3 protein-coding genes are annotated in these 1,898 nt (G+C 33.7%); all 3 read left to right on the top strand.

What is annotated here, in order from left to right; translation table 11 throughout:
• On the top strand, positions 1–751 hold a 751-nt coding region (locus tag AC1WHX_RS12045), incomplete at its 5' end, for a tyrosine-protein phosphatase (RefSeq protein WP_481229460.1).
• Positions 752–765: 14 nt separating this feature from the next.
• The gene (locus AC1WHX_RS12040; RefSeq protein ID WP_009319536.1) at positions 766–1,047 is read left to right on the top strand and encodes a LysO family transporter; all 282 of its coding nucleotides are present in this window, start codon (positions 766–768) and stop codon (positions 1,045–1,047) included.
• Positions 1,044–1,646 carry a LysO family transporter gene (locus tag AC1WHX_RS12035; RefSeq protein WP_122338498.1) on the top strand — a complete coding sequence of 201 codons (603 nt, stop codon included), beginning with the start codon at positions 1,044–1,046 and terminating at the stop codon, positions 1,644–1,646. Before AC1WHX_RS12040 ends, AC1WHX_RS12035 begins: the two co-directional genes overlap by 4 nt.
• The last annotated feature ends 252 nt before the right edge of the window (positions 1,647–1,898 follow it).

Below are 1,898 nucleotides of genomic sequence, written 5' to 3'. Positions count from 1 at the left end.
GATATATTCATACCAAATGTTCAGTTTTTTCAAGAAAAAAAATAGCCAAACACATAAACTTTGCTACGAAGTAGATCTCCATTCTCACATCCTTCCGGGAATAGATGATGGATCACCGAATACAGAAAAATCGATCGGCTTAATCCGCGAAATGCAAAATTGGGGAATTAGAAAAATTATCGCAACTCCTCATATTGCAGAAGAAACTTTCGAAAATACTCCAGAAACCATAAAAAATGCTTGGGATTTATTAAAAACCGCACTTAAATCTGAAGGGATCGAACAAGAAATTTGTTATTCTGCCGAATATCGCATCGACGACGGTTTCATACGAATGTTTGAATCGAATCAGCTAATCCCTCTTCCCGATAACTATCTATTAGTTGAAAATTCTTTTATACAAGCTTTCTGGAATTTAGATGAACTGCTTTTTCAACTGCAATTGAAAGAATTCAAACCCATTCTTGCACATCCTGAAAGATATGCCTACTATCATAATCAAAAAAACATATATACGACAATGCACAACAATGGTTGTGCATTTCAAGTAAACCTTTTATCTTTTTCCGGATATTACGGAAAAAGTGTAAAAGAAGCAGCTTTCTGGCTCGCAGAGCAAGGCTATATCGACTTTTTAGGAACAGATTTACATAATATGAACCATGTCCAGGCAATCAGTAATTTTTTGACGACAAAAGACTATACCAAATTGATAAGTAAAATCAACATCAAAAACGATATGCTTAAATAAAATACTCTTGCATAATGTTCAGCGTAATGGGATTCATGTTAGCCGGTATTTTTATCGGCTATTTTCTAAAACAGCAAAAAAAGCTATTCAAAATTATCGGGAAACTGAATATGTGGATTATCTTTCTTCTTTTATTCAGTATGGGGCTTTCCATAGGCAACAACAAAAGCATCATAGAAAGTCTCGATCATTTTGGCATAACCGCAATAATAATAGGACTTGCAGCCACTGCCGGCAGTGTATTGTTATCTATACCTCTTTATAAATTTCTATTTAAAAGACAATCTGATAAATGAAAAGCAGTTTCATCATTTTATGCTGTTTTATTACCGGCATCTTATTAGCATATTATCGATACGTTCCGGACATATTCCTGACATATGACTACAGCAACTACATATTACCGGTCATGATGTTCTTTGTTGGCATAGGAATAGGCGGCGACATTAAAAGTTTATATGTCCCTATCAAGAAATATAAACTAAAAATCATACTAATCCCTTTGGCAACTATTTTCGGTTCAATCATCATTACAGCACTTATCTCTCCGCTATTCGATATTACAACAAAAGAAACAATTGCCATCGGGTCTGGTTTTGGTTATTACAGTTTATCTGCTATATTCTTAAATAAATTAGCCGGATATGAAATAGGAATGATGGCTCTTATCAGTAATATGACCCGTGAGATAACAGCACTCCTTTTTATACCCATTTTAGCTCGTTATTGCGGGAAACTAGCTCCTATTTCTGCGGCAGGGGCTACATCTATCGACACGACATTACCTATTATTGCAAAAAGTTGCGGAGAACAATTTATCGTCATTTCTATATTTCATGGTATCCTTGTCGATATCTCCGTCCCTATTATTATAAGTCTATTATACTATTTTTAAGCAAAATGACCCGCTCTGAATTTTACAGGAATATTTTTTACGATTTAGAGTCCATCTATATTTTTCAATAAAAAATACCATCAAGTCATTTTTGCGTTTTATTCCGGTTTTAGCAAAATCGAGTATAGAGTCTTCAAAAACTTAAATATACCAGCGATTTCATCGCTTAAAATGATTAGAAATACTCTTTTTTACTTTATAATCTTTCCTACCTTCTCCATTTTATCTCCCTAAAAATTAATTCACAAAGAT

It is taken from the genome of Coprobacter sp. (assembly GCF_982436375.1).
The sequence above is the reverse complement of the archived record's forward strand: the minus strand, read 5'-3'. Positions and strand labels throughout refer to the sequence as shown.